Consider the following 6,518-nt stretch of genomic DNA (forward strand, 5'->3'; position numbering starts at 1 on the left):
CCCTGGCTCATTGTTTTGCGCATGATATCTTCGGAAAACCGCTTTCCACTCTCGGGGCGTCGCCCGAGAGCACGCTTTTCCGGATCATGCTCTAGTCCCCACGATCAGGCCTGTCGAGGCGGCGGAAAATCACATCCGCGCGGGTTGACCGGCCTTGGCCGCCCGCTATAGTCCGCCGGCTTCGCCGCCCCGGGCCGTTTCCGACCCGGGACGCGAATGCCCCTGTGGCGGAACTGGTAGACGCGCTCGACTCAAAATCGAGTTCCGCAAGGAGTGCTGGTTCGATTCCGGCCAGGGGCACCACGCGGGCACCGCAGCCGTCCGTCGGTGCAGGCTCGCCATAGCTTGCATCCGGAATTGCTCAAGTTCGGCCTGTCGGCAATGCCCTCCAAAAGATCCATTGAAAGATGTCGCCAAGCCACGACTACGTCAATCTTGCAATCGGGCGGCCAGCATTGGGACACGGTGAGCCGGCCGGCATGAACAGATCCAGCGGCGATTCGTCGGTGGGGGGCGCGGCGGCGCGCTGATTGCGATGGCACGCATTCTGATCGGCACATCCGGATGGCACTACGATTCCTGGCGCGGGACGTTTTTTCCGAAGGGGCTCGCGCTCAAGAACCAGCTTCAATACTACGCCAGTCAATTTCCGACCACCGAGCTGAATGGCGTCTTCTACCGGACACCGAGTCTCGATACCGTCAAGAACTGGCAGGCGCAGACCGGCGATGATTTCGTTTTCGCATGGAAGGCGTCCAAGTACATTACCCACTGGAAGCGGCTTTCGGCGACTTCGCGCAACAGCCTGGCCTTGATCGAGGAGCGGCTGTCGCTGCTTGGCGCGAAGGCCGGCCCGGTGCTGTTTCAGTTGCCTCCCCGGTTCGAAGCCGATGCCGAGCGGCTTGCGTCATTCCTCCAATTGCTCCCGAAACAACGCCGCTACAGCTTCGAATTCAGGCATCCGACCTGGTACCGGCCTGACATTCTGAGACTATTGTCGCAACGAAACATCGCGCTTTGCCTCTCCGACCATCATGACGCACCTGCACCCTGGAGGCGCACCGCGGATTTTGTCTACATCCGAGGACATGGCCCCGGCGGACGATACAAAGGCCGTTATCCGCTGCAGGCGCTGCGGGAATGGGCGACGCGCATCAAATCCTGGAAAAGACAGGGCTGCGACGTCCTTGTCTATTTCGACAACGATCAGAAAAGTGCCGCTCCAGCCGATGCGCTCAAGCTCAGGCAGCTTCTGGACTGACCTCGGAAGCCGGCCGACCCGCTCTCAGTTCGGTTTGGTCCTGGTGGCAAGACGAAACCCCGGGCTTCGGCGTTACGGCCGCTCCAGGGATGCGCTGAATTCCACCGTGTGACAGTCTACATCCTCTCTTTGACGCCGATCCGGAGCAGCCACCAATTGGCCGGATAGGCTGTGAAGAAGCCCAGAATCATCGCTATCTGCATCATGAACCAGAACTCGGCGCTGTCGGTCTGCGATGTCATGCGCGGCGAATGCGGGAAAATGTAGAAGCGCGCGGCGGCCATAAAGCCATACATGCCAATCTGCCAGGCGGTGATGGAAATGGTGTCCGCCTTGACAGCTGCAATGAGCCCGTCACGGAACGAAAGTCCTCGCATCGGTGCGATCGTGAAGTACTGAAACAGCACGCCGAGCACATAAGCAAACGCGTAGTCGAGCACCCAGACAGCGAACATCTTTTCGCCGAACAACCATTGCCAGCCCGCCCAGACTGCGACACCAGGAGCAGCGAACGCCAGCCACTCGGCGCACAAATCGCCCAGCATGCAGCCGGCCCCGCAATGCAAAGTGCCCTTGGTGACCATGATTGCGAATGGCGCGGGCTGCTCATCCGGCTTCGCGCCGGGATGAGCGCGCGTCGCACGACCGAATGTGAAGTAAAGACAGATTACTGCAAGCGAGCCGAACAGCGCCGTCACCGGCCAGACCAGATCCATGATCCACATCTGCTGGGGATGGCGGATCAGATCGCCGGCGATGATCATCGCGCTGGCGGCAGCGAGAAGAAGTGAGGCTATCGCCAGATCATGCAGCATGAGTGAGACCTGTCGCCGACTTCGAGAAGCGTCAGCGCTGGCCTTGGTTCCCACTCAAGTGGCACTATCGTATGTTAATTCGTCGGTTCCTGCCGGTTGATAGTCTATTGCTCGGACCCTCTCGTGCAGGAGGATTGAGCATGGTGAAGTTGGATGACCGAACGAGAGCCAGACTGGACGTGGTTCTGGAAGAGACCTGCCGAACTCTACCCCATGGCGGCGATCACGCATTGAGAAAGGCCATTGCCAAGAGGCTCCTGCAAAGCGCCCAAGAGGGCAACACGGCGCCGAACAGCCTTTCCGGCGTGGCGCGCACGGCATTGATCGAGGCCACGAAGCCGCAGAAATCGGCCTAGGAAACCGGGTGACCCAGCGCAGGCTGCTTAAAGCCCGTCATGATCGTCCGGCTCGGCAGCCCGAACCGTCAGTCCGCTGGTGATGTTCGGCGTGAGCAATCCCGGTCGTGGTATCCCAACAGCATCGACTCCGGCCAGCAGATCTGCTGCTCGCTGCCGCCGTTCAGAGTTTCCCCCCGGTCAAGCAGAGCCTCCTCTATTCACGCAGGTTAAGGCGTCGCGGCAGAGCACGCGTTAAAGCGTCTTGGCCGATCCCACGAGAGGACGCTGGAGACCTTGATGGTGAAGAAGGACGCCGTTTCAAGCAGACCACCACGCTGGCGGAGCGCTTGGCCGGAGAAGCCGCGCGATTGCGCGAACAGGCGAAGAAGCTGCCGCCGGGCGGCGAGCAGATCTTGCTTTTGCGCAAGGTTCGCCAGATCGAAACAGCCTTGCGCGTCGATGCATGGTTGGCATCGCCCGAAGGCTCGCAGACGAGCGGGGTGATATCGCGATGTTCAAGAGCCGGAAAAGATGATTTTTGAGCAAGGTCGGTCAGCGCTCCGCCTGGAGCCAAGGTTGAAGTGCCTGCATTAGCCGTTGTCGAGCTGCAGATTTTTCCGGCGGATTGCAAAACGCCGCGGTCCGCTGTTCGTGATGATTGTTGAGCCCGCTCCCAGGAACGTCCGCCTGTGACAGTGGTTGGCGGGTTTTACCACCAGGGAGAAAACTCATGCGAAAATCCAGCCTGCTTGGCGCCTTTGCCATTCTGTTCGCCACGCTCGGCCCGGCCGTCATGGCGCAGGAAGCCGAAGGCGTCCTTGGACCGGGAAGCCGCTACGGCCTCGAGCCCGACAGCAGCAACTATCCTTCCTCCTATGATGAGGGTGCCGGGCACAATCGTGACGGCGGTTTCTATCGAGGCTATCAGATCAATCCCTTCGATGCGACGGCCGGCGTGATCAGCGGCGCCGCAGAAACGGCGACGGCGCCTTTCCGCGCACTCGGCGGTAACGACGCCTATGCCATGGACCGGAACGACGGCTATTGTGCGGAACGCTATCGCTCGTATGATCCTGCTTCGGGAACCTTCATGGGGTATGACGGACGCCGGCATCCCTGTCTTTGATCGCTGCGATCCGACGGACGGCTGTTGGCCGGGAGGGCTGTCCTGTCCGGCAGCTTCGTCCGAATCATCATGCGGCGGGTTCGCTGCGTTCGGTGCCTGCCTGATTTTTCCTTGGTCCCAACGCAGTGCGGGCGGCGGTCTCGTCCGGCATTGTGTGAAGCCGCATCGAAGTCGTCACGCCTCGCCCCCGCGCCAGCTATGCCCGGCGTGCGCCCGGATCACTTGAACGGAGATGACGAAGCTCGCCGCCAGGCTCTTCGTACAGGATCGCCGCTTTTCCCGTGCGCTCGCAGGCGACAGCCAGCCATTTGTCGGCCGCTCTGAGCCACTGATCGCGCCGTTCTGGATCGCCATCCGCCTCCACGCGACAGGCCGAAGCCGCCGCCAGACATGCTGCCCGTTTATCCATGCCCATGGTGCCGCAGCGGACGGATAGCGGCACTAACCGTTGATCGTCGCGCCAGCACCGAGCAGGCTGACTTGCGCTGCAGGAACCTTCTCGCCAGATTAACCTATGACACAGACATCGGGAGCAACCGGTCGCATAGTTTGATCGTGTTCCGGTCTGGGGCGGGGCGATGAAGCTGCTGGAATTGTCAGACGCGAGCCTGTTTGCCTACTACGAAAGCGTCAGGCGGCAGGTGATGGCGGATAATGGACTCGGCCGCCGGCATCGGCTCGCGGGCACGACGATGAAGCAATATGCGGAGCGCCTGATGGACGAAATGGCCCGCCGCCGATTGCCATTCAAGCCGATCGACTGGCCGTCCAGCTGACGGCACCGGATGAAACCAGCACCTCTCCGGCATTCGGCTGCGATACGTCGGGCTCTTCGGTCTGCAGGACTTGGGCGCTGCGCAAGATCTATGACCAGATGCCAGAGCCGCGCTACGTGATTTCGATGGGCTCCTGCGCCAATGGCGGCGGCTACTATCACTATTCCTATTCGGTGGTCCGCGGCGTTGATCGCATCGTGCCTGTTGACGTCTACGTCCCGGGTTGTCCGCCCACGGCGGAGGCGTTGCTCTACGGCATTATGCTCCTGCAAAAGAAGATCAGGCGGACCGGGTCAATCGAGCAATGACGCAGGAGCTCCAATCCGGCCTTTATCCCTGGCGCATGGTGACCACCGGGTCACTCATGCGGTTGTGAGAAGCTGGGGAAAGCGCGGTCCAGCTGGGGGCGACGAGCCTTGCAGGCTCGGGTAAAGCTCACCGCCTCAGGCAACCGATCGGCGGCGACCGGATTGGAACCACCCGCGAGGCTTTTCAGTTGGGACGGGTATTCGCACCTCGTCTGCAACAAAGGATTCCATCCATGCGTACCGTATATGTCGTCGCCGTGTCATTTCTGCTTGCTTCGGCCGCCCACGCAGCCGGATCGTCGAGCAAGGCGTTCTTGGACAAGGCGATCGAAGGCAATTATGCCGAAATCAAGATGGGTCAGCTTGCTCAGCAGAATGCGCAAAGCGACGACGTCAAGAAGTATGGCCAGATGCTGTCCGACGATCACTCCGCTGCCAATCAGAAGGCCATCGAGGCGGCGAAATCGATGGGCGTGAACCCGCCTGATGGACCCAGCGCCAAGCAGAAGGCCGAGTATGACAGGATGAGCAAATTGAACGGCGCGAAGTTCGACCGCATGTTCGCCATGCATATGGTCGCCGACCATGAAAAGGATATTGCCGAATACAAGAAGGAAGCCAAACGGTCAGACGCGGCCGCCGATTACGCAAAAGGTGAGGTGGACGTGTTGGAAAAACACCTGGATGCAGCAAAATCGCTCAGTTCGAAGAAGACATCGAGCCGCTAGGAGGATCTTGGCCATTCCTGACGGCCGAACGGATCGACCCTTCGCAAGTCTAGGAGGCCGGCGCTGCGGGCACCGACCTCCAAAAACCTGTTAGCTGCCGCCGGGCGCTTGGCGGTGTTGCTGCTGCCCGGGCCACTACCCTCGCTGGACGTAGGCACTGCCGACGGTGCCCGGGGTTGCCTCGCCGGCATCCTGTTCGGCCGCGTGCTTCCGGCCGCCCTCAAGCCAGTACTTCCAGACGCGGCACAGGTCGATCGCATAGAGCACGAGCTCATTGTCCCGCGCCGACTCGAGAGTCGTGCTCATTGCACTGGCAATCAAGATGCGGCCGCAACCGGACTTGGCCCGGTCCGGCTCTGCTTGATCGCCGATCAGGCCGTCTCCGTTCGACGTCGTGGACGAAGCGGATAAAGTTGCTAATGCGGCAATGGATCGGGTTGCGCCACCATCAAGTCATCGCGCCCGGCATGAAACAGCGGATCGAGGTCCCAAGCGAGTCCCTGATCGGCCAGACCATGGTCCGTCCAAAGCGGTTGGGCTCGGTGATCACGGCATCGTCGGGTACGTCCAGCCATTTGCCGTCGAGCCGGACCCGATAGTGGCCGTTCCTCGATTCCCAGTCCGGATCGGAAACCGCAAACCCGTCCGCCACCGAGCAGCACAAGCCCTTGTTGCTTCGGAGACTGTCGAACCACGCCTTGAGCGGAGAAGCCGCATAGCGGCCGTCATCCCGTGCCGTGACCGAGATGACGGGAAGGGATATTGCCAGGATTGCGAATGCCAGGATTTTGAGTCGGGGTTTCATGCCGCAGCACAGCTCCACAAAGGTGAGCCTTGAATGCGGATCCAGATCATTCGTTCCTAAAAACGCGGGCTCGGACCACCATCGATTAACATAGGATAATCTTCTGTGCGCCAGGATCGTGGAGGCCGGCGGGCGCGCGGCAATGCCTGCAGACGAGGGCAACGATCGGACTATCCAAGACCGAATAGTCCAAAGCCTGGGCCGCTTTAGGAACGCTATCCCGACCTCCATGTTCAATTTGCGTCGCAACCGGAGACAATCCCATGGCCGACACGCCTTTTTCCGTTATGTCCGCTCGATCGGTGCTGAGGGGCTTGTTATCCCGCCGCAAGTTCCTGGGCACCGCGGCGGTCGCCGGCGC

9 protein-coding genes, 1 tRNA gene and 1 pseudogene are annotated in these 6,518 nt (G+C 60.9%); 8 read left to right on the forward strand and 3 right to left on the reverse strand.

What is annotated here, in order from left to right:
- The first annotated feature begins 218 nt into the window (after nt 1-218).
- A tRNA-Leu gene (locus tag WCB02_RS10655) sits at nt 219-303 on the forward strand.
- Nucleotides 304-535: 232 nt separating this feature from the next.
- Nucleotides 536-1,261: a DUF72 domain-containing protein gene (locus WCB02_RS10660; RefSeq protein WP_423958084.1), complete on the forward strand. Its 726-nt coding sequence runs from the start codon at nt 536-538 to the stop codon at nt 1,259-1,261.
- 116 nt (nt 1,262-1,377) lie between these two features.
- Here WCB02_RS10660 and WCB02_RS10665 read toward each other — a convergent pair whose 3' ends face one another.
- Nucleotides 1,378-2,076 (reverse strand): DUF4396 domain-containing protein, encoded by a 699-nt coding sequence (locus tag WCB02_RS10665; RefSeq protein WP_423958086.1) that lies wholly within the window; start codon nt 2,074-2,076, stop codon nt 1,378-1,380.
- Between the two features lie 140 nt (nt 2,077-2,216).
- On the opposite strand from WCB02_RS10665, the gene WCB02_RS10670 reads away from it, so the two are divergent.
- From WCB02_RS10670 to WCB02_RS10695, 6 genes and pseudogenes are all read left to right on the forward strand, one after another.
- The gene (locus WCB02_RS10670; RefSeq protein WP_423958087.1) at nt 2,217-2,432 is read left to right on the forward strand and encodes a hypothetical protein; all 216 of its coding nucleotides are present in this window, start codon (nt 2,217-2,219) and stop codon (nt 2,430-2,432) included.
- Between the two features lie 329 nt (nt 2,433-2,761).
- A complete protein-coding gene (locus tag WCB02_RS10675; protein ID WP_423958088.1) occupies nt 2,762-2,956 on the forward strand; it encodes a hypothetical protein in 195 nt (64 codons plus the stop codon).
- A 188-nt stretch (nt 2,957-3,144) separates the two neighbouring features.
- Nucleotides 3,145-3,540 (forward strand): BA14K family protein, encoded by a 396-nt coding sequence (locus WCB02_RS10680; protein ID WP_423958089.1) that lies wholly within the window; start codon nt 3,145-3,147, stop codon nt 3,538-3,540.
- A 578-nt stretch (nt 3,541-4,118) separates the two neighbouring features.
- A complete protein-coding gene (locus WCB02_RS10685; RefSeq protein ID WP_423958090.1) occupies nt 4,119-4,316 on the forward strand; it encodes a hypothetical protein in 198 nt (65 codons plus the stop codon).
- A 74-nt stretch (nt 4,317-4,390) separates the two neighbouring features.
- Nucleotides 4,391-4,624, forward strand: a pseudogene (gene nuoB / locus WCB02_RS10690) (NADH-quinone oxidoreductase subunit NuoB); the annotation flags it as partial.
- 188 nt (nt 4,625-4,812) lie between these two features.
- A complete protein-coding gene (locus tag WCB02_RS10695) occupies nt 4,813-5,352 on the forward strand; it encodes a DUF4142 domain-containing protein (protein WP_423958091.1) in 540 nt (179 codons plus the stop codon).
- 135 nt (nt 5,353-5,487) lie between these two features.
- Here the strand turns inward: WCB02_RS10695 and WCB02_RS10700 are convergent, their stop codons facing one another.
- Nucleotides 5,488-5,658, reverse strand: a complete 171-nt coding sequence (locus WCB02_RS10700; protein ID WP_423958092.1) for a hypothetical protein — start codon at nt 5,656-5,658, stop codon at nt 5,488-5,490.
- A 142-nt stretch (nt 5,659-5,800) separates the two neighbouring features.
- Nucleotides 5,801-6,157 carry a hypothetical protein gene (locus WCB02_RS10705; protein ID WP_423958094.1) on the reverse strand — a complete coding sequence of 119 codons (357 nt, stop codon included), beginning with the start codon at nt 6,155-6,157 and terminating at the stop codon, nt 5,801-5,803.
- Nucleotides 6,158-6,518: the final 361 nt, after the last annotated feature.

The sequence above is a fragment of the Bradyrhizobium sp. genome (genome assembly GCF_049581145.1).
Classification (GTDB): Bacteria; Pseudomonadota; Alphaproteobacteria; order Rhizobiales; family Xanthobacteraceae; genus Bradyrhizobium.